The following is a 17,286-nucleotide window of genomic DNA, read 5'->3' on the forward strand; positions in this document are numbered from 1 at the left end:
AAAACTCAGCGTTATTGAACTTAACGGTTTGAGCTAAGTCGTGTACTTGCGACACCGCCGTGCATAAGTGTAGAGAACAGGGCGATCATCTCGCCCTTTTCATGACTTAAAAGCGCACAAACTTTTGTTTATCTTCCTCAGTGGCGCCTTCTTTACATTCACCACGTATTTCTCCCCGTCCTGATTCTATTATTCGGCTCAACTCAAAGTAACCTTCGCGGCAGTAACCTGTCATTTCTAAGGTTTTCTCGAGTCCCAATTCAACTTGTCTGCCCCAGATATCGAGTGCATCCGCTTGTTGTTGGTATAAACGACGCTGCTCGCGGGGATCTTGCGCGACTTGACGCATACGTTCTTCGTGGGGGAAGGGGCGTTCGGTGACATCTCTTGGTGAGTATTCCTCCGCAAAACCTGCCTGATAGGTAAAGAGTTTAAGGCCATCTGCGCGGATATCAGTGGTGAGTTTGTCTTTAAATTTACCTGCAAATTCAGAGGGGTCTATCGGAGCGCTGCTGCAAGCGAGTAATGTTAAGCAGCTCAATAATGTCAGGCTTATCGATCTCAATGGCATATCAAGGATTACTCTTAGATGATTTACTTAGCGAAGAATACCTTAATATGTCGCTCAATATCATGCAATTATCGGTTTTATTCGCGATATACTGGTAAAGAAGTTTATTCGCCCGAATAGGTTGGTTAATCACCCTAATACCGAAACAACTTGAATCTGCTCTGAAACTTGTCGCGATAGGTTGAATGGGCATCTACTCCGGAGCCTTACTGATGCTGGATTTTTGGGCCAAGCGATTTGCTGAAATAGACTGGAATATCAGCCCATTACAAGGTTTAAGCCTGCTACTGCTGGGACTTTGGATTTATGCTATTTGGCCTAAGGAAGAGTTACTGCAGGTTGTTAAGGATAAAGGCTTGCAATGGCGGTTGTTGTTAACGCTGATTGCGGTAAATACCTTATGGCTCCTCAATGCCAGTATTCAAGTCGGAATTCATTTACATTTTCTAGGGATAGTCACTTGTCTATTGATGTTTGGTTGGCGCTTAGCGACGGTTGCCTTACTCCTCCCAAGTGCGTTTTTCAGCATATTTGTCCTAAAGCAGCCTGGTGAGTTTGGTGCATTTGGCTTGTTTGCAATAGCCCTCCCGTTATTCTGTGCGTTTATGCTTTACAGCCGCAGTTACCATTTATTTCCTAAGCATCTTTTTGTGTTTATTTTTGTTGGCGCCTTTATTAATGCAGGATTATCGACGTTTTTTCATCAATTTAGTTGGGCATTTTGGCTTTGGTTGTCGGCGGATTATGACTGGAGCATGTTAGTTGATAACTATCTGATGTTAATCCCGTTATTAGCCTTTCCTGAGGCGTTGCTCAACGGCATGGCGGTGACGCTGTTGGTGGTGTATCAACCCCAATGGTTGTTTGATTATTCTGACCGTGAGTACTTGTGGCGTAAATGAAAAGCGCGCCGTGGGGCGCGCATTGTTGTGCTAGGCAAAACGTTGTTCTAAGTAGCTGATGATATCCTTAGATTCATATAGCCATTGCACTTGACCATTGTCTTCAATACGTAAACAGGGCACTTGTTGCTTGCCACCTTGGGCGATGAGCTCGTCTTTATGTGGGGATTTTTTTGCATCCAAGGTTTGGATATTCAGCCCTTGACGGCGCATAGCTCGGCGCACTTTTACGCAGAAAGGACAAGCATTGTACTGATATAGCGCCAGTGCTTGAGTTTGCGCATCGATTTTTTGTTGTTCTGCTGATGGGCGTTTGAGTTTCTTTGGGGCGAACACAAAGTTAAGCAACAAAATGATCCGGCCTAAAATCCAGCGAATAATGAACATAACTACCTCGAGTAAAAGTGTTTTAGCGCGCCGCAATATTGGCTGTGCGAAAGGGGATTGACGCGCGGAATGTGATTCCGCTCGCATAAAGCCGCAGAGTTTAACCTAATGGATGTTTTAGGCCAAGTAATAGAACGAGGGGGCGCTACCTTAATCAACCAATAAAAATGCCCAGTGAATACTGGGCATTTGATTCTCTATGGTCTTGTACAACGCGTTATTTAGCTTCGATGCTCATATTCACTTGGGCAGCATCTTGATTGAGGGTGACGCGACTTTCGAGTAGGAAAATGCGTTCAGGTGCGATGCCCTTGCTATCAACAAGGTAGGCCTTGACTGATTTCGCTCTCTCCTGCGCTAAATCTCCCAACCTGTCTTGACCGACCGTTTGCGCTTTTAGCGAAAGGTTATAAAGCGCGATATGCCATCGGGTGGTCAGTTCCTCTTTACTCAGTGGTGTATCTTTGGTTTCAGCAATAATATTGTCTTTCACATCATCAGGATTGGCTTTAACTTCCTGCTCATAGAGTTTGAGAAGGGCATCGGCTAGAGGTCCTTGAGTCGGAAACTGACTCGGGCTGAGATCTGCCGGCAATTCCGTCAGCTGAATATTCGCTAAGGCAGCCAGCTTGCGTTTCATCATACGCTCGCTAATTGCTTGGCTATCGTTTATTGCATCGACACTGCCCTCAAGACTGAGCTGTAGCATGGGTCTATCCTCTAATCCTTTGGCGAGCTTATCTAGGCTTTCTTGCTCACGGGAAGTGAGGGTAAATTGCCCGGGATTAAAGGGGATTTTATCTAAGGTATCATCAGCGCCAATGAGACCTGCAAGGAAAGAGAAGGGGGCAGTGACGGCTTTAGTAATCACATTGGTAATGGCTGTCATGATGATGCTGCCAACACTAAAGCTGGGTGAGTCTAGATCGCCAGAAACTTCCATTCCTAGGTCAATTACGCCATGGCGATCCTGCAATAATGCAATCGCTAACGTTACGGGTAAACTGGTGGCTAAATCACTGTTACTGCGTTTCCCCAGTTTGAGTTGATTAATGACTAAATGGTTGCTGCCCTTGAGTTGGTTTTGCTCAAGTTTGTAGTTAAGTGCTAACGATAATTGCCCTTTATCAATGTAATAGCCCGCATAGGTGCCAGAGTATGGGTTTACTGACGTCAGCTCAACACTCTTAAAAACCAAGTCTAAATCAAGATAAGGTTTATCTAACAAGGGATTAATATCCCCCTTTAATGTCACTGGTGCATAGCGGTCAATTTTGCCTTTAATATCGACAGATGCCTTAGTACCCGGCTTGGAGGATAGGTGACTGATATACCTTCTAGCTGCTCGATGCCTGAGGCAAAGTTAGGTGTTAGCGAATTATCGGCAAAAAATGCTGATCCTTGGTTAAAGCTAATTTTTTGAATATCTAAGCTTAACTCGGGCTTTTTAGCTTCGGTTTGGGATGGTGCAACTGTATTGGTGCTGATTTCGGCTTGAATGCCAGTTTGCGCCATTTGTCCAGTGACTTTAGGCTCGGTAATGGCTTGCTGTTCAATAATCAGATTGCTGATATTGGTTGTACGATCCTTCGCGATAACAACCTTGGCATAAGGTTGCTCAAAACTTAAATGATCAATCTTGATTTGATTCTGTTGCTGGTCAAAATCGAGCTGATTAATATGCATTTTTTGCCATTTCACCAATGGCGCTTTGCGGATGCTGTCGAGGATATTCAAATCATCCAGCTCAACGTTACCTTGATAAATGGCTTTGCCTTTGCCATCGGCATGAACCTCGCCATCGCTACTGAATAGGCCGCTTTTTAGCTGCATATTGACATAGGGCTCAAGGTAAGGTTGAAATTGGGCTAAGGCCAACTGCTCCACTTTGAGGTTAGCGCTGATGGCTTGCCCAAGGACATCGACTTGCCCCTTGGAGGTAAAATGGCCTTTATCGTTTAGTCCAAAGGAGAGTTGGTATTCAATCGGGGCTTTTAAATCGCTCACTATGGTTTCAGTCGCAAAATCTAATGGATAGATTCGCCATTGCTGCGCCGTTTTGCTGAGTTTGTGCTCCTCAAGCTGAATATCATAGTTTTCGACATTCAGTCCGCCCAGTGTCACTAACCAGGCATCTTGCTGTTCAGTAACACTCTTATCCGACGTTGCTTGTGAAGGCGATCCGGCTGACGTGTTCGTTTCAGCTGACGCTTCTGCTGTTTGCGCTTCTGCAGGCGAGTTTGGCGTTCCGGTATCAGTGCTGGCAGCCATAGATTTTGGCATTAATAGTTGAACTAAATCAATACCTTGTTCATCTAGCTTAGCCTTAAGACTTAAGCCTTCAGTGTGGATTTGCTTAATATTGACCCGCTGCTTGGCCAGATTAGCGCTGATCCCATCTACAGCCAGTAGTGGTAAGGTGATAACCGATTGATCACCATTGAGCAAATTCACTTTTTCAACAATCACTTGCCCACGTTCGGCAGTGAGTTGTAATTCACCTTGTTCGGGTAAATCGACTTGGTAATGGGCGTTGATACTGAGCTCACCTGTCCCCAATTTGACATTGAATTGATCGGCAACAAATTGCCAGAGCGGCACAAGTTTGAGTTTGGCAAGCTGTACATCCCCGACGAGCTTAAAGGGAAAGAGCTGAAATTGTCCGGCAAGGCTCACTTCACCTGCGTGGGCATCCTGCAACTGGGCGACAAATTGGTTATGCACGATAGTCGTAGTGGCATTTGTCGCCGATGTTGCTGGAGTAGTATTCGCCGTAGTTGTTGCTGGAACGGCATTGTTTGTCACCGCATCTTTGGTTGATGACGTCTTAGCTACGCTAGCAGGATTAGGTAACATCAGGTATTCAGTATCTAATTGACTGAGTTTGAAGTTGATATTGGGGTAATCAATTTGCGCCTTGGTTATCTTGTCATCAAATTTGAACTGGGCTGCACTGACGGTTAACTCACCTAAGATGATGCGCAAAGGGCGTGTTTGTTCAGCACTCGTGTCTGGTTTGCTGGCGGTTTTAGCTTGGTTGAGGGTGGTAACGATGTCGTCAAAGTTAAACTGAGTTGCCCCATGAGTTTTAAACCGTTGGATATGAGCAAAGGGCGTTTGCAACTGAATATGATCAATCACTAAGGCTTGATTGAATATAGACTGCCAAAAATGCACCTCAAATTGGAGCTGTGCTAATCCGGCAAAATCCCGATTATCTTTCTCTTTAACGGCGAGCTGGTCGATATTGACGCGGTAGTTAAAAGGATTGATATGCATACCCTGTAAACTGACCGGACGTCCTAATAGCTGTGAAAGCTTCTCTGGGGCGAAGGCGACGATAGCCTTGGGGAGTATTAATCCGAGGGCGATAAGGTAACTTAAGTAGGTAATGGTTAAATAGACGAGAACTCGTTGGTATCGGGGGCGACTAAAAAACACGAGTTTTAACCGTGATAGTTGAGTTAGCATAGTCAGATTAATGCTCCAATACGCACGCTGGCGCGAAATCTATCAATAAATGTGGTTATTCTAGCGAATAATGCTTATCTCTGCATGATTTTTTTGGTGTTTTGTCAATTAAATCTGAGTGTTACCGTATGGCAACCAATGTGAGTCAGAATGTATGTTAACTCATAACCCTCGCTTTACGAGGGTAACATGTTGTGTCTCCAGTGGGCATTTTATGACCGCTAAGCTTTTTAATACGAATAGCTTAGTTTAAGTGGTGAGATAACTTATCGCGGCGATGACGGCGCCTTGTGGATCTTTTATCCAACAAAAGCGACCCACTTTCGGAATATCTTCTGGACCAAACAGAATATCGCCACCAAGTTTTTTAGCGTTAATCGCGACCAAGTCGACATCGGCGACCGTGACATAACCTGTCCAGTGCGAAGGTAGCGTCGGGAGCTGATTATCAGTGATACCGCCGATACCTACACCTTGGTTTTCAATCAAGTGGTACTGACCATGGGGCATCTTGACCGTTCTAAATTGCCAGCCAAATACTTCACCATAAAAGCGCATGGCCTCTTCAGTGTTGTGGGTTGTGAGTTCATGCCAGCCTAAGGCACCAGCGGTATTAAATGCAGAGTCCATAAGCGCGTCCTTTATGTTATTGAGCCTTGTGGCGAGGCTATTAGTATTTTGAGTGTAGACGATGCTTTTCAATAATTCCTAAGCAGATCCAGAAATGTGACATTATTTCTGCTGTAAATCATTAAACTAAGTTAATGTTAATTAATGAAATAACAAAAATCTGTTTATCGAGTTTGTCTTGATGTTGTGCTCTGAAGGATCCCCTCATAAATCAGCCATAGCATAGCCATATTTGAGCAACTGATTGGCGAATAATACCCAGGCCGCCAGCAATTCTTTCTCCGTGATTTGATAATCAGGCCGCCTGAGTACCTCCAATCCCAAGCGAATCGTTGAGAGTACCGTTCGATGCCCAATGGTATTGGCCTGAAAATGCTTATCCCAGCCCTGTTGCTGTGCGTGTAAACCAACTAGCCACAACAGGCATTGAACCATCAACGCTATCAGTAGGATGATGTCGAATCGCTCTGGACTGTTGGTACGACTTTGGCGTAAGCCAAAGCCGTATGCCGGGCTTTTGAGGTCACGAAAGGTTTCCTCTATTTGCATACGTTTGGCGTACAGGTTTACCAGCTGCTTTGGGCTCCGAGATTCTGGTGGTAAATTGCTGGCTAACACCCAAGGCTCTTTCGCCGATGTTGAGTACGTTTTTGCCGATGGATGGTGGCAATTAGTCCTCGTTGAACGCTGATTTGTACGCCCCTTAGGTTTGCTACGATAAAGCGTGAGATGGCAATTGATAGGGTTAGTTTTGGTCAAGGTCTTACAACCCAGGCTCTTCGCTTGACCGTTGGCCAAGTCATGTGTACTGCGAACTGCACGCCAATTTTCAGCGCCAATATCTGCAAATTGAACTGTACCGCGAATACGGCTTAGCCAAAACCAACCATGCGCCTCAACCTCTTTGTACCAAGGCACTTTGAACCCCGCGTCAGTCACGATGAGAGGGGTAACATGCAAAGGTAAAATCTTGGCTAAGTCCGCTAAAAAACCGTTGTGGGAGGCCTTAGAGCATTGTTCTGATAGGGGATAGGACTTCTCATACAGGGTAATAGAGCGGCCATTGAAGGCTATTGAGGCGCGCAGAGCCATGATGCGTTTATGCTCTCGGATGTCTGACCAATCGACGAGCACAATCGGCATAGGGTTACCAGAACAGATGAGGCTGGCATGCCATTGGTAGACAGCTAACCGTTCTTGATGCAGATGCGTGTTGCCGAGCAAACGATCAATGCGCTTGATGTTGTGCTTGGTTCGGGCCGTGGTTGGTAAATTTCGACCTAACTCAGTCAAGGTCAGTGTCTTACATTCAATCAGTGCCTTAGAGGCCAGCATCAAGCTGTTTAATCGTTTTAGGTGAAGTTCTGGGCAGTATTGGTGTAAAGAATGTTGTAGGATATTGGCTTCGCGCATCTTGTTGTCCAAGTGTAGTTTTTAGCGAAACCATTTGATCATGCAACAAGATGCGCTTCCACTCTAATTTGATGATTTATTTGTAAATCATCAGGGGATTCTTCAGTGTTGTGCTTCTGCTGCTCCGCTGAGTATTTGCTGAGTTTGCGCTCTGTTTTGCGGCTGATTGGTGGTGTTAGTATTGTTTTACAGCATTAGACCTTACTCCCCTTCGCTTGCTAAACTAGCGCCATTTGCAATCGATGAAATTGCGTAATAGGGGGGATTAACGATTGAATAAGAGTTTAGTGACCAATGTGTTGGCAGCCATTTGTGTGATCTTGGGATACGTACTGAGCTTACCCATTCTATTTAATGTTGGGTTGTTTGCATTATCTGGTGCGATAACCAACTGGCTTGCGGTGTATATGTTGTTTGAAAAAGTCCCTGGTTTGTATGGTTCTGGTGTGGTGCCTTCGCGGTTTGAAGAATTTAAACTCGGCATTGCTCATCTGATGATGAAACAGTTTTTTACCGCTGAAAACATTGATCGTTTTTTGTCTGAAAAAGAAGGTATAAGCCAAATCGATTTGGCGCCTGTGATTGAGAAAGTAGACTTAGCACCGTCTTTCGATGCCTTAGTCAATACTGTGGCACAATCTTCATTTGGTGGCATGTTAGCCATGTTTGGGGGGACTGAGGCGCTAATGCCGCTAAAAGAACCCTTTATTGAGAAGATGAAAGCTTCATTGGTCGATATGGCCGAGAGTGAACAATTCCGCGGCCTATTGAAGCAAGAGCTTGAACAGCCAAATGTGATGGCCGATTTACAACAGAAGATTGCTAATATCGTTGAGCAACGCTTAAATGAATTAACCCCGCAAATGGTTAAGCAGATAGTTCAGGAGATGATCCAAACGCATTTAGGTTGGCTCGTGGTGTGGGGCGGTGTGTTTGGTGGTGCCATCGGACTTGTCGCCGCCTTAGTACAGGGCTAATCTGAGATTAGCCACTATCGCGAAGGGAGCAATGGCTCCCTTTTTTATTGATTAAGTTATTCATTGGGCAGGGAAGATTATGAATCGTCATCACACTATCAATTATTTAGAGATTCCAACATCTGATATTGATTGTTCTAAAGCGTTTTTCAATACCGTATTTGGTTGGCATTTTGAGGATTATGGCCCACAGTACAGTTGCTTTATCGATGCGGGAATGACGGGCGGTTTTTATCAAGCTGAGGTTTGTTTTACCCTAGAAAAGGGCTGTCCCCTGATTGTGCTATACAGTAAGACCTTGGAAGAAACTTTAGCCGCCGTGATCGCGGCTGGCGGCGCCATTAGCACTGAGATTTTTAGCTTCCCAGGTGGTCGACGTTTCCATTTTATCGAGCCTGCGGGCAATGAATATGCGGTCTGGTCAGAATAACAGTATTTATCAGCCCTGTGTACGAAATTGCTGTCTCGATCAGCAGGATATCTGCATGGGGTGTTTTAGGCATCTTGAGGAGATTTTGGCGTGGCGAAACATGACAGAGGAGCAGCGAAGCGCATGTTATCTTAAAATGGCTGAGCGCAAAGTCGTTTTTATGTCAAAACGCCCCAGTAGCTAAAATAGGCCAAAGCATCGCGGCGCAACTTAAGTCAATACCGAAGTATAAAAACAGAAGCGCCGCGTTAACTGGCTAGATAGGATCAACCACAATATGTTCGAGTTCTATCGCGGCAACAGCATGCAATGCATCCATCGCTGCGCCCACTAAGCTGATTTTACCTTGGGAGGATTCCACCAATACCGCGCGGCGGATCTCACCAAAATCACGATTATGCCGAGTCAGATTCGATAGCGCCATTTGCATTGGGAGCATCGATGGGTTAAACGCGGCGTTTTCAGCGTAGCGACCACAGTAGGTTGCGCCATCCGCGGTTTCTAATACAACCGCCGCATAGCTTTGGGTATAAGGTGCATAGCTTAAGCCCGCATGATCTAAGGCTTCAATTACCATAGGATCACTGCTATCGAGTGCAAATTCAGTTTCCTGCTTGACTAATAGCGGTGACTGAACATTTAAGTCTTTTGGTCCAAACGCATAGGGCAGATAATAGGATAGTAAATGGCTATCCTGTGATGGCAAATGGATCTTGATTTGGCCGCCTTCGACTAATTCATTCATAAACTGACGGCAATGACCGCAGGGACTGGCGTTCACTATCATATCCACAATCTGGCTTTCGCCGCTAAGCCACGCGTGACTAATAGCGCTTTGCTCAGCGTGTACTGAGTGGAAGAGGGCTTCGCCAGGCAGTTCTAAGTTGGCACCCATATAAATGTCGCCACTTTTTCCTTTGGCAATTGCACCAACATAAAACTCACTAATCGGTGGTTTGGCCAAGGCGGCGGCAATAGGTAACAAAGCCAGTAACACCTCTGATTCGGTCATATTGCTGCTTTTGACTAACTCTGCCAGTTGCTGTGCATCGATATGTCCCGCAAAACCTTGATGTAATAAGGGAATTAATGCGTCAGCCAATGGGGTTGGCAGCTGGGTTATGCTTCGGATAAATCTATCTTGCATTTCCCGACTCCTTGTTTGTTAAGTTCATGGAAGAACATTCTAGTAATTTTGTTACAGTATAAATGCGAGTTAGTTCGCGTTTATGGTTCAATTAAGCGCCTGTTAGTTAACATCTGAAAGAAGTTATCAATCATAGGCGCTAAATCAACAAAAAACATGGGCTATTTTGTGGCCTACAATCCACGCAAATAGTGGCACAGGGCGGCGAGTAGTTTTTGTTTATGCTCATCGCCTTCGGTATCTTGCAACAAATTTTCAAGTTTGAGCAGATAATCCTGATCGGCCAAACGCTGCTGACAGAAGGTGCGCCAGCGATGGGACTCTTGATCATCAAGCAATTCGGGATAATTGCGCGCCCGATAACGGAATAGCATTTCTGGGATGCGTCCATCATCAAATTGCAAATCAAGTGCGGCTAAATTTTGAGGTAAGGTATGGCGAATGATCTCCATCTTAGCTTTATCGGCAGGGCTGAAAAATCCACCCGAATACAACATTAAGTCAGGATCCGTGGTGGTTACTTCGCCATCATGCTCAAACAGTTGCGCCAGCTTCTCCCGTAATTCCGGGTGAGACTTTAAGTGTTTGTATTGTTCTCTGGCAAAGGCTTTATCAATGTTGAGTCTTTCTGCCTGCACATCATCTAAAATTTTGGCCGAAGTAATAAAAGGGCATTTGTTAAGATGCACCTGTTTAACTGGGATGGGTAACTCATCCTCGGCAAGCTCCGCTCTGGGCGTGTACATGCGCGTTTTTATCTGCTCGACATCCAGCTCAAACAGTGGGCTTAAATCCATCGCTAAATTCACGCAAATAATGGCATTTTTGTTACTTGGGTGGTGTGCAACGGGGGCGATAAGGGTTGTACAACCGTGCATTGCACTTATCTTCGAACTGACATGGGCAAGCGGCAGCATATTTAATACGTCAATTTGCGCGCTGACGGCTTGTTTGCGGCGCAATTCAAAATAGTACTGATATAACTTAGGTTGCTTTTCTTTTATCAGTTTTGCCATTGCGATGGTGGCGTAAACATCTGACATGGCATCGTGCGCTTTTTCATGGCTTAAACCATTAGCTTGGGTCAGATGTTCCAGTTTAAAACTGGGTGAACCGTCTTCTTTTAATGGCCAATGGATACCGTCGGGTCTAAAGGCATAACAAGCCCTCACTAAATCAATGATATCCCAACGCGTATTGCCATTTTGCCATTCGCGGGCATAGGGATCGATAAAGTTACGGTAAAAGCCATAGCGGGTGACTTCATCGTCAAATCGTAACGAGTTATAGCCAGCGACACAGGTATTAGGTTGGCTGAAGAGAGTATGGATACGCCCCATAAACTCGGTTTCAGGTAAACCTTTTAAATTGGCTAATTGTGGCGTGATCCCTGTAATTAAAATCGCTTCGGGTGAGGGCAGGTAATCCGTTGATTGTTTGCAGTAAAAAGTCTCTGGCTCACCGATAATGTTAAGATCTAAATCGGTACGGACCCCGGCAAATTGGGCGGGTCTATCTTGGGCTGGGTTGGCACCGAATGTTTCATAGTCGTGCCAGAATATAGACTCTATTTGATTGTGTTTCATATTCATTAAAAATGGTTCTCTATACTACTTAACACAATGTTTTAATTGGTTTATATGCATTAATTTGGTTTAAATCTATTTAATACGGTTTATTTTGTTGTGAGTGCATGTGAGTACACTACTGTGTACATATCACGCTCTGTGGCGTAATATTCAAAAATAATATGTACACAGGTATCTAAAATGTCTTTATCTGACACAAAGTTACGAGCAATTTTAGGCAAGCCATATACGGGTAAACCTGAGTTAGCAGACAGAGACGGCTTAAGCGTTAGAGTTACCCCAACAGGGACTATAACATGGCAGTATCGTTTTAGGTTTGAAAACAAGCCCGGTCGGTTAACACTTGGTCGTTATCCTGATTTAAAAATCGCGGATGCTCGAAAAGCGGTGCCAGAACTTAGAGGTTCTATCGCCAATAATATCGACCCCCGCGTTTTTTGGAAACAACGCAATACCTTCGAGGGCGCCGTAACGGTTAAAGAATGCTGTGAGAAGTTTTTGCAGGTACGTGCCGACGGATTAAAGAAGGGCACGATAGAAAGCTATAAATCGTACTTTAGGGCCCATTTGTGCGACGCATTTGCCGACCGAAAAGTTGAGAGCATTACCCTTGGCGAGTGGATCGATTTCTTTGATAAAAAGGCGGCGGTGAGTCGAGTCACTGCAGGGGCGATATTGCGGCACTTAAAAACGGTGCTTAACTGGGCGGTTCGTCGGCAAATGATATCTGTTGTTGATGTATTGCAGCTGAGGGTGACTGATGTTGGCTCTCACTCGAAGGTTGGATCACGGGTACTAACCTTTAATGAGTGCGGCAAGATTTGGCGGGAACTGGATAAGCGACGGGCGACTAAGACAGTCCTTAACGTGATTAAGGCTTGTATGTTGTCTGGGGCGCGGGTTTCAGAGATTTTAAAATCTAAGCGAGCGGACTTTGATTTAGAGGCAATGGTTTGGACTGTGCCAATTGAGTACAGCAAAACCAACATCCCGATTAGACGGCCTATTAGTGCTGCCTTGCTTGAGATACTGCAGGAGCAATGGAGCCTATATCGCTCGCCTTGGTGTTTCCCTGCTGCGGATTTATCTAAGCCGGCTAATATTGCCGCGGTAAATAAGTTGGTTAGGCATATTAAGGATAATGTTGGCATCCCAGAATGGCGGATCCACGATTTTAGACGGACGCTATCAACCAGAATGTCTGAGGCGGGAGTGTTGCCCCATGTCACCGAGAAGATGCTGGGGCACTTGTTGGGTGGGGTAATGGCTGTTTACAACAAGCATGATTGGCTTGAAGAACAGGCGGAAGCTTATGAGCAGTGGACCAGCAAGATCAAACTTGCGGCACTTGGGGATAGAAGTGTGGTGGTGTTAGAAAGAAGAGCTTAAGCGGCTTGCTTTTGTTGTTCGCCCCACTTGTCGAGGGAGTCTTTGGCGTAATGACGGCCGTTATGGATTGGCTCAGGGAAGCCTGCTTCTTTGCGCCATTTCCAAAGAGTTACCTTTGACTTGATGCGATAGCGCTCAAGCACTTCTTTTGTAGTCAAAAACAGCGGTTCGTTTGTTGCTTGCTGGTGGTTCATGATGGTTTACCTTCTTAGAATTAAATCTTTGTTTTTGGCACGACTGTTAGCATTACCAGTGTGTTTTTTTTGCTTTCTGCATTTAGTGCATACAAAAATGCAATATTCAGTTCCAAAAATAACCTTTCCATTGGTATCGCCAGTTTTAAGACGAATAACCTGCTTTCGCTTTAATTTTTTAGCCTCCAAAAATGAATCGATAAGATTTGCCGCTCGGCCATAAAATCGTTCATTCCATCTTTGTATCGCGTGGTTGGTGATATGCAAAATAGTTGAATTTAATCTTGCCATCATCAAGCAGCCTCATCATTAGGTAATGGCTTAAATTCAACTTCGGCTTCTCTAACTACTGGCTTGCTTCCAGTATAAAAATTATGAATCCAAATAAGTGATTCGTATTTTGCTATAACTTTGCACATACACCAATTTAGAGCACCTTTCCTTTTGTAAAGGCAGGATTTACCTGTTTCAGGAATATATTCATCCATCATGCAACTCCCTTGTTACTTACCAAACCTTGTATTTTAAGCCTTTCAATCACTGCTTGTTCGCGGCCTTGTGTGGTCGATAAATCGTATTTAGGGCGCTGGCTGAGGATTGAAACTTGATTCTCAAGTTCTGCAACTTTGGCTTTAAGCTGCTGGTTTTCTTCGGTAAGCAAATTCATGCGATCATTTAGAGTCATGCTGCACCTGCCTTATTGCTGTTTGCCTCATGCTCAAGCATTAAGCCTATGGCTAAATCCAAATTCTCTTTTAGCTCAAGCGCAGCCTTCTTGGTAAACCAAAATTCCTCACCCTTTAATTCAATATGTACTGGGAAGCTTTTGTCTTGCCCTTTAAATTCAACTTTTGCTGCCATCACGCACCATCCTTAGCCGCTTGGCTACTTGTTCCCATGCTGCACTTGATTATTTTTCCTGTTTCAGCATTAAAAGATGGAGCAATACTTCTACCCATGCCTGATCCAGAAACGACGTATAGAACGTTGTCGTGACACTCATACCCTGTACCTACGCGCTTACCGTTTACAACAGGTGATCTGTCATGTTCACACTTAGCAACAAACACTGTGAAGCCTATGAATAGTGCAAAGAAGAAAAGCGCCTTGATTATGTTTTTAAGCAGATCCATCACTTACCTTCCTTTGCCAATTCTTCGGCGAGTTGTTTCATAAACTGTTGGCAGCTACCAGCTTGTTTGCGTGGCATGGCGTACCACTTTTTAAGCGCTTCGCGGATTGCGGTTGATTGCTTCATTTTTTGTACCCTTTTGGCGTGTAATCTGGCAACGGTAGCCAGCCTACTGGGGTTTGTTCGTAGTCGTTTTCAAAGTAGATATCATTACCGTCGCCATCGTTGCAGTTAAGCGCTGCAAATACCCAGCACTCTTCAAGTGCGTTCCAGTGGGCTATTTGTAAAAAGCCCAATCCGGTGTCGATAAGGATTTGCTGATTCTTTGGTGCTGTTTCCACCGGGTTGAGTTTGTTCATGCTGCCTCCCGTTTGCGCTTAGTGGTCGCCATTTTTATACGGGCTAACAGCAACACTGTTTCTTTCGCTTCTGGTAGCGCACGGCCTAAACCCATCTTGTTGACAACGGCATGCTCTGCTGTGGTGACTAGCATTAAGTTGCTAATGTCGCAGTTGGTGCGGTCGTTATCGATAAACCATATTTTGTGGTCGTCTGGCACTGGGCCGTGATGCTTTTCCCACTCGAGGATATGCTTTAGGCGCCAAGTTCTTGGCTCAGCCACTTTAACCATGACAAAACCATCTTTATTGTCGATTCGCTCAGAACCTACAGGGCGATGGTTTTGCGGGATAATGCCTTTTTTAAATTGGGTAGACGTTGAATTTCCGCCAGCTTGCCAGCCTTTAATCCCTGCATTCCAAGTTTTTTGGCCTTTTACAAACCTGCCTGTTCTACCTGATTTCATACCGTGATTTCGGGTGAGCGCGCGGATTTGATTAACCGTTTTGGAGGTACCGAAAACTTGGTTAAATTCGCTAGTGATTTGCTCAATAGTCAGTGATTTATACTTGAGCTTTACCCACTCAAATTGTTCATCAGTGAAGCTGCGCAACTTTCCTCTTGTTAGCTCACCTTGTTTACGTCCACAGGTGATTTTGTGGTTTTCGCATGCGCCTTTAATTTGCTGAACAGTTTTGTCGCAGCCAAAAGCAAAGTTGAATAACCTTGTGGTGTCGGCTAGCGATTTTTCAGGGAAAGTCACTCTTAAAAAATCGAGCATTGCTGCCGTGTAGATAAACCTAGCCATTTTTGTTCTCCAGCATTTCAGGCAGTTTGCGGCCAATGGTTAACTCATTAGCTGCTAATTGTGCATCTAGAGCTAATCTAGCGTTGGCGATGATCTGGCTTGATATCTGCGTGACAGATTTGGAACGGTCGATTTCTTCACGCAGGTTTTCGCCTTTAAGGTCTTCGTCAGACAAGCGTTCCAACTGGGCGAATAAGTGATTATTTAGATCAATCAAAGTGTTTTTCATGCTGCATTCTCCCGCGCGATTTGATCTTCGATATCGAACTGTTGCGATTGCGCCAATTCAATGGTTGTTTGCTCTGGCTTTAATGGGATATCGATTGAGCCTTTAACTTCATTCCCAAACACATCCCAGCCTTTGGTTTTAGTTCTGGCGAACATTTCAAGGCGAGGGACGTCACCCATGAGCTCGACGCATTTATCGCGAAACTCATCGGGCTTTTGGCTATGGCGAATGTTTTGATAGGTGCCCACGTAGCATAGGTGGGCGAGCACTTCATCAAGGCTTTGTGGATCGTAGTTGCCCACGGCGCGAACGCTGCGACAAGCAGGCGTTGGTTTGCCTTTGATAGCGATAATGGCCGACTCGCTACCTGCGCGGGTCCAAAAACCCATGCCAAAAAATGGGTTGTTGTTGACCGTTAGCTTGTTCCACACAAAGCCATTCATGTTTTTAAGGGTGAAGCCCCAGCTTTTAACCAGATCAATGGCATCCTGCGGCATGGCGCCCACGTACCACATCACTAGCACACAGTTATCATCGGCAATGCTGCCCACATCGAGGCGTTTTAAGTCCTCTGTGCTAGTCACGGTGTATTTGGCTTGGGCACTGGATTTCATTGATCCGCCCGTGTTCTGGTTACTAAATGCCCATGGCGGATCGGCGTATATCAGCTGATATTTTTTGCTCATGCTGCATGCTCCTTTGAATCAGTTAACTGATAACTTGCTAGCGTTTTTTCGAGTTCAGCGATCCGCGCGTTGGCTGCGGCTAACTTGGCGAGATGCTTTTCCCAGTCGATTTCTTTGATGGCTTCAACCACACCCATGGTGCTGTTGAGCGTGTTTTGGGCGCGCATCAGGTTTGATAGCTCGATAAAGTGGCGAGCGGCGCAGCGTTCTGGATCCAAGCCTGTGGTGTAGTGCAGCTTTAAGGCGGCAATGGTTGGCTCGGAGGTGATGCGCGTTAGCGATATCAGCAAGTCGAGTTTTCGCTCAGGCTCGCTGCCTGCCAGCAGGTAAAGCATTTCGCGGGATGATTTAGTGGCGGTCATGCTGCCTCCGGCTTTTTAATTGGTTTTGGTTTAAATTGGCTGGCTAAGTAGTAATAACCAGAACCTCTACCATTGGCGTTTGATAACGTGAACGAATATGAGCAAACTGGTGTTTGACCATTCTTAAGAACAAGGCCGCGCTTTTTTGCTTCAGTTGGAGAAATTATTGGGAAGTTTGCATTAGGCCAGCAATTTATTTGGCTGTCATCTAAGCAAATGATTTTTCCCATCAAAAGGTGTTGGCAAATCTTGATTGTTAGCTCAAGCTTTGCTTTGTCTTTTTGATTTTCATTGCGTGCTTTCATTCAAAATCCTCGATGCTTAAGCCAAGCTCTTTGGCGAGTTTTATGTCCTCAATGCGGCGGCGTTTTGCCAAGCGAACTTTATCCTCGGTCGATATCCTAATTGACTGGATGACTGGCTCATTTTCCTCTTGGAATCGGACTGTTTTAGCTTTAGGTGCAGCAGTTGAAGGTTGAGAAGTCGATGAGTTAACGACCTTCATCACCTTTGGCTTACGCGCCTTAGTTTCGTATTGAGCCCGCTTTTGCGCTTTGATACTTTCCTTATGCGCTTGGTAGTAAGCCCTTGCTGCGATTTGCTTTGGTGTGAGTTGTTGGCTCATAGTGA

At 45.2% G+C, this 17,286-nt stretch carries 25 protein-coding genes and 1 pseudogene; 5 read left to right on the forward strand and 21 right to left on the reverse strand.

All coding sequences use genetic code 11. The features are described 5' to 3' along the window. Positions 1–106 precede the first annotated feature (106 nt). Positions 107–571, reverse strand: a complete 465-nt coding sequence (locus tag FJD32_RS09000) for a hypothetical protein (protein ID WP_037419646.1) — start codon at positions 569–571, stop codon at positions 107–109. 212 nt (positions 572–783) lie between these two features. On the opposite strand from FJD32_RS09000, the gene FJD32_RS09005 reads away from it, so the two are divergent. Further along, positions 784–1,473 carry an energy-coupling factor ABC transporter permease gene (locus FJD32_RS09005; RefSeq protein WP_181159907.1) on the forward strand — a complete coding sequence of 230 codons (690 nt, stop codon included), beginning with the start codon at positions 784–786 and terminating at the stop codon, positions 1,471–1,473. Between the two features lie 30 nt (positions 1,474–1,503). Here the strand turns inward: FJD32_RS09005 and FJD32_RS09010 are convergent, their stop codons facing one another. From FJD32_RS09010 to FJD32_RS09025, 4 genes and pseudogenes are all read right to left on the reverse strand, one after another. Next, the gene (locus FJD32_RS09010; protein ID WP_037419649.1) at positions 1,504–1,860 is read right to left on the reverse strand and encodes a glutathione S-transferase N-terminal domain-containing protein; all 357 of its coding nucleotides are present in this window, start codon (positions 1,858–1,860) and stop codon (positions 1,504–1,506) included. A gap of 217 nt (positions 1,861–2,077) precedes the next feature. After that, a pseudogene (locus FJD32_RS09015) lies at positions 2,078–5,331 on the reverse strand (DUF748 domain-containing protein). Positions 5,332–5,580: 249 nt separating this feature from the next. Beyond that, entirely contained in the window at positions 5,581–5,961 is a 381-nt protein-coding gene (locus FJD32_RS09020) for a VOC family protein (protein ID WP_037419655.1), read from the reverse strand. A 204-nt stretch (positions 5,962–6,165) separates the two neighbouring features. Next, entirely contained in the window at positions 6,166–7,374 is a 1,209-nt protein-coding gene (locus FJD32_RS09025; RefSeq protein ID WP_001206290.1) for an IS4-like element IS10A family transposase, read from the reverse strand. A gap of 272 nt (positions 7,375–7,646) precedes the next feature. Between FJD32_RS09025 and FJD32_RS09030 the strand changes: the two genes are divergently transcribed. From FJD32_RS09030 to FJD32_RS09040, 3 genes are all read left to right on the forward strand, one after another. After that, positions 7,647–8,351 carry a hypothetical protein gene (locus FJD32_RS09030; protein ID WP_037419658.1) on the forward strand — a complete coding sequence of 235 codons (705 nt, stop codon included), beginning with the start codon at positions 7,647–7,649 and terminating at the stop codon, positions 8,349–8,351. Positions 8,352–8,430: 79 nt separating this feature from the next. Then, positions 8,431–8,781 carry a VOC family protein gene (locus FJD32_RS09035; protein WP_037427263.1) on the forward strand — a complete coding sequence of 117 codons (351 nt, stop codon included), beginning with the start codon at positions 8,431–8,433 and terminating at the stop codon, positions 8,779–8,781. Continuing rightward, positions 8,756–8,965 (forward strand): DUF1289 domain-containing protein, encoded by a 210-nt coding sequence (locus FJD32_RS09040; RefSeq protein ID WP_037427261.1) that lies wholly within the window; start codon positions 8,756–8,758, stop codon positions 8,963–8,965. Before FJD32_RS09035 ends, FJD32_RS09040 begins: the two co-directional genes overlap by 26 nt. 72 nt (positions 8,966–9,037) lie before the next feature. On the opposite strand, the gene cdd is transcribed toward FJD32_RS09040, so the two are convergent. Both cdd and sbcB read right to left on the reverse strand, forming a co-directional pair. Continuing rightward, the gene (gene cdd, locus FJD32_RS09045; RefSeq protein WP_037419666.1) at positions 9,038–9,928 is read right to left on the reverse strand and encodes a cytidine deaminase; all 891 of its coding nucleotides are present in this window, start codon (positions 9,926–9,928) and stop codon (positions 9,038–9,040) included. A 173-nt stretch (positions 9,929–10,101) separates the two neighbouring features. Continuing rightward, entirely contained in the window at positions 10,102–11,520 is a 1,419-nt protein-coding gene (sbcB, locus tag FJD32_RS09050; RefSeq protein WP_140906750.1) for an exodeoxyribonuclease I, read from the reverse strand. Between the two features lie 177 nt (positions 11,521–11,697). On the opposite strand from sbcB, the gene FJD32_RS09055 reads away from it, so the two are divergent. Further along, the gene (locus tag FJD32_RS09055) at positions 11,698–12,906 is read left to right on the forward strand and encodes an integrase arm-type DNA-binding domain-containing protein (RefSeq protein WP_140906752.1); all 1,209 of its coding nucleotides are present in this window, start codon (positions 11,698–11,700) and stop codon (positions 12,904–12,906) included. Here the strand turns inward: FJD32_RS09055 and FJD32_RS09060 are convergent. The 14 genes from FJD32_RS09060 to FJD32_RS09120 are packed head-to-tail and all read right to left on the reverse strand — an operon-like array spanning position 12,903 to position 17,281. Continuing rightward, positions 12,903–13,100, reverse strand: a complete 198-nt coding sequence (locus tag FJD32_RS09060; RefSeq protein WP_140906754.1) for an AlpA family transcriptional regulator — start codon at positions 13,098–13,100, stop codon at positions 12,903–12,905. The genes FJD32_RS09055 and FJD32_RS09060 overlap by 4 nt on opposite strands. Positions 13,101–13,106: 6 nt before the next feature. Next, complete coding sequence (locus FJD32_RS09065) at positions 13,107–13,394, reverse strand: hypothetical protein (protein ID WP_140916711.1); 288 nt, start codon at positions 13,392–13,394, stop codon at positions 13,107–13,109. Further along, on the reverse strand, positions 13,394–13,591 hold the full coding sequence (locus FJD32_RS09070) for a hypothetical protein (RefSeq protein WP_140916712.1): 198 nt from the start codon (positions 13,589–13,591) through the stop codon (positions 13,394–13,396). The genes FJD32_RS09065 and FJD32_RS09070 overlap by 1 nt, the downstream gene beginning before the upstream one ends. Continuing rightward, positions 13,588–13,785 carry a hypothetical protein gene (locus FJD32_RS09075; RefSeq protein WP_140906760.1) on the reverse strand — a complete coding sequence of 66 codons (198 nt, stop codon included), beginning with the start codon at positions 13,783–13,785 and terminating at the stop codon, positions 13,588–13,590. The genes FJD32_RS09070 and FJD32_RS09075 overlap by 4 nt, the downstream gene beginning before the upstream one ends. Further along, a complete protein-coding gene (locus FJD32_RS09080) occupies positions 13,782–13,961 on the reverse strand; it encodes a hypothetical protein (RefSeq protein ID WP_140906762.1) in 180 nt (59 codons plus the stop codon). The genes FJD32_RS09075 and FJD32_RS09080 overlap by 4 nt, the downstream gene beginning before the upstream one ends. Continuing rightward, entirely contained in the window at positions 13,961–14,236 is a 276-nt protein-coding gene (locus FJD32_RS09085; protein WP_140916713.1) for a hypothetical protein, read from the reverse strand. The genes FJD32_RS09080 and FJD32_RS09085 overlap by 1 nt, the downstream gene beginning before the upstream one ends. Next, positions 14,233–14,358, reverse strand: coding sequence for a hypothetical protein (locus tag FJD32_RS25240; RefSeq protein WP_140906766.1), 126 nt, complete (start codon positions 14,356–14,358; stop codon positions 14,233–14,235). Before FJD32_RS25240 ends, FJD32_RS09085 begins: the two co-directional genes overlap by 4 nt. Next, positions 14,355–14,591, reverse strand: coding sequence for a hypothetical protein (locus FJD32_RS09090; RefSeq protein ID WP_140906767.1), 237 nt, complete (start codon positions 14,589–14,591; stop codon positions 14,355–14,357). The genes FJD32_RS25240 and FJD32_RS09090 overlap by 4 nt, the downstream gene beginning before the upstream one ends. Beyond that, a complete protein-coding gene (locus FJD32_RS09095) occupies positions 14,588–15,379 on the reverse strand; it encodes an HNH endonuclease signature motif containing protein (RefSeq protein ID WP_140906768.1) in 792 nt (263 codons plus the stop codon). The genes FJD32_RS09090 and FJD32_RS09095 overlap by 4 nt, the downstream gene beginning before the upstream one ends. Continuing rightward, on the reverse strand, positions 15,372–15,608 hold the full coding sequence (locus FJD32_RS09100) for a hypothetical protein (RefSeq protein WP_011789808.1): 237 nt from the start codon (positions 15,606–15,608) through the stop codon (positions 15,372–15,374). The genes FJD32_RS09095 and FJD32_RS09100 overlap by 8 nt, the downstream gene beginning before the upstream one ends. Then, complete coding sequence (locus FJD32_RS09105; RefSeq protein WP_140906769.1) at positions 15,605–16,294, reverse strand: MT-A70 family methyltransferase; 690 nt, start codon at positions 16,292–16,294, stop codon at positions 15,605–15,607. Before FJD32_RS09105 ends, FJD32_RS09100 begins: the two co-directional genes overlap by 4 nt. After that, the gene (locus FJD32_RS09110) at positions 16,291–16,629 is read right to left on the reverse strand and encodes a hypothetical protein (protein WP_140906827.1); all 339 of its coding nucleotides are present in this window, start codon (positions 16,627–16,629) and stop codon (positions 16,291–16,293) included. Before FJD32_RS09110 ends, FJD32_RS09105 begins: the two co-directional genes overlap by 4 nt. 23 nt (positions 16,630–16,652) lie before the next feature. Continuing rightward, the gene (locus FJD32_RS09115; RefSeq protein ID WP_140906770.1) at positions 16,653–16,961 is read right to left on the reverse strand and encodes a hypothetical protein; all 309 of its coding nucleotides are present in this window, start codon (positions 16,959–16,961) and stop codon (positions 16,653–16,655) included. Next, the gene (locus tag FJD32_RS09120; protein ID WP_140906771.1) at positions 16,958–17,281 is read right to left on the reverse strand and encodes a hypothetical protein; all 324 of its coding nucleotides are present in this window, start codon (positions 17,279–17,281) and stop codon (positions 16,958–16,960) included. Before FJD32_RS09120 ends, FJD32_RS09115 begins: the two co-directional genes overlap by 4 nt. Between the last annotated feature and the right edge of the window lie 5 nt (positions 17,282–17,286).

Source organism: Shewanella sp. LC6 (genome assembly GCF_006385735.2).
GTDB lineage: Bacteria > Pseudomonadota > Gammaproteobacteria > Enterobacterales > Shewanellaceae > Shewanella > Shewanella xiamenensis.

Excerpts from the sequence above, each read along its gene's own strand:
- FJD32_RS09000 (WP_037419646.1), bottom strand. The coding sequence starts at position 571 with ATGCCATTGAGATCGATAAGCCTGACATTATTGAGCTGCTTAACATTA.
- FJD32_RS09005 (WP_181159907.1), top strand. The coding sequence starts at position 784 with ATGCTGGATTTTTGGGCCAAGCGATTTGCTGAAATAGACTGGAATATC.
- FJD32_RS09010 (WP_037419649.1), bottom strand. The coding sequence starts at position 1,860 with ATGTTCATTATTCGCTGGATTTTAGGCCGGATCATTTTGTTGCTTAAC.
- FJD32_RS09020 (WP_037419655.1), bottom strand. The coding sequence starts at position 5,961 with ATGGACTCTGCATTTAATACCGCTGGTGCCTTAGGCTGGCATGAACTC.
- FJD32_RS09025 (WP_001206290.1), bottom strand. The coding sequence starts at position 7,374 with ATGCGCGAAGCCAATATCCTACAACATTCTTTACACCAATACTGCCCA.
- FJD32_RS09035 (WP_037427263.1), top strand. The coding sequence starts at position 8,431 with ATGAATCGTCATCACACTATCAATTATTTAGAGATTCCAACATCTGAT.
- FJD32_RS09040 (WP_037427261.1), top strand. The coding sequence starts at position 8,756 with ATGAATATGCGGTCTGGTCAGAATAACAGTATTTATCAGCCCTGTGTA.
- cdd (WP_037419666.1), bottom strand. The coding sequence starts at position 9,928 with ATGCAAGATAGATTTATCCGAAGCATAACCCAGCTGCCAACCCCATTG.
- sbcB (WP_140906750.1), bottom strand. The coding sequence starts at position 11,520 with ATGAATATGAAACACAATCAAATAGAGTCTATATTCTGGCACGACTAT.
- FJD32_RS09055 (WP_140906752.1), top strand. The coding sequence starts at position 11,698 with ATGTCTTTATCTGACACAAAGTTACGAGCAATTTTAGGCAAGCCATAT.
- FJD32_RS09060 (WP_140906754.1), bottom strand. The coding sequence starts at position 13,100 with ATGAACCACCAGCAAGCAACAAACGAACCGCTGTTTTTGACTACAAAA.
- FJD32_RS09065 (WP_140916711.1), bottom strand. The coding sequence starts at position 13,394 with ATGATGGCAAGATTAAATTCAACTATTTTGCATATCACCAACCACGCG.
- FJD32_RS09070 (WP_140916712.1), bottom strand. The coding sequence starts at position 13,591 with ATGATGGATGAATATATTCCTGAAACAGGTAAATCCTGCCTTTACAAA.
- FJD32_RS09075 (WP_140906760.1), bottom strand. The coding sequence starts at position 13,785 with ATGACTCTAAATGATCGCATGAATTTGCTTACCGAAGAAAACCAGCAG.
- FJD32_RS09080 (WP_140906762.1), bottom strand. The coding sequence starts at position 13,961 with ATGGCAGCAAAAGTTGAATTTAAAGGGCAAGACAAAAGCTTCCCAGTA.
- FJD32_RS25240 (WP_140906766.1), bottom strand. The coding sequence starts at position 14,358 with ATGAAGCAATCAACCGCAATCCGCGAAGCGCTTAAAAAGTGGTACGCC.
- FJD32_RS09090 (WP_140906767.1), bottom strand. The coding sequence starts at position 14,591 with ATGAACAAACTCAACCCGGTGGAAACAGCACCAAAGAATCAGCAAATC.
- FJD32_RS09095 (WP_140906768.1), bottom strand. The coding sequence starts at position 15,379 with ATGGCTAGGTTTATCTACACGGCAGCAATGCTCGATTTTTTAAGAGTG.
- FJD32_RS09100 (WP_011789808.1), bottom strand. The coding sequence starts at position 15,608 with ATGAAAAACACTTTGATTGATCTAAATAATCACTTATTCGCCCAGTTG.
- FJD32_RS09105 (WP_140906769.1), bottom strand. The coding sequence starts at position 16,294 with ATGAGCAAAAAATATCAGCTGATATACGCCGATCCGCCATGGGCATTT.
- FJD32_RS09110 (WP_140906827.1), bottom strand. The coding sequence starts at position 16,629 with ATGCTTTACCTGCTGGCAGGCAGCGAGCCTGAGCGAAAACTCGACTTG.
- FJD32_RS09115 (WP_140906770.1), bottom strand. The coding sequence starts at position 16,961 with ATGAAAGCACGCAATGAAAATCAAAAAGACAAAGCAAAGCTTGAGCTA.
- FJD32_RS09120 (WP_140906771.1), bottom strand. The coding sequence starts at position 17,281 with ATGAGCCAACAACTCACACCAAAGCAAATCGCAGCAAGGGCTTACTAC.